At 56.5% G+C, this 368-nt stretch carries 1 protein-coding gene; it reads left to right on the top strand.

The annotated features are described in order from the left end of the window. Positions 1-35: 35 nt before the first annotated feature. On the top strand, positions 36-368 hold a 333-nt coding region (locus tag ACU8YC_RS28565), incomplete at its 3' end, for a F4 family fimbrial subunit (protein ID WP_446896464.1).

Here is a 368-nt window from a genome sequence, read left to right as displayed (position 1 = left end):
TAAACGATACTGATATTTACTGAAAAGGAAAGCATATGAAACTGAGAAAAGCACTTGTGGCTGCCAGTGTGACGGCGGTACTGGGCCTGTCATCCGCGGCCCATGCCTTTACGGAAGACACCGGCTATGCCGGCCATAACGGGACGGTCAATTTTGCCGGGACAGTGACGGACCTGACGCCGAAATGGATGTGGGAAGTGGAGAATTCGGGCACACCGTATGACTACAACATCAACATGAACCTGGGGACCGTCGCTGCGGGCAAAACCACGTTTGCCTATACGGCCAGCCCGGCCATCACGTTCCTGAAGGGGTACCTGAAGGATAAGGCCCCGAACGGCGGTCAGGCCCTGCAGCCGGTCGTGGAG

This window comes from Citrobacter sp. VF227, assembly GCF_052950715.1.
This window is presented reverse-complemented; position numbering and strand designations above follow the sequence as displayed.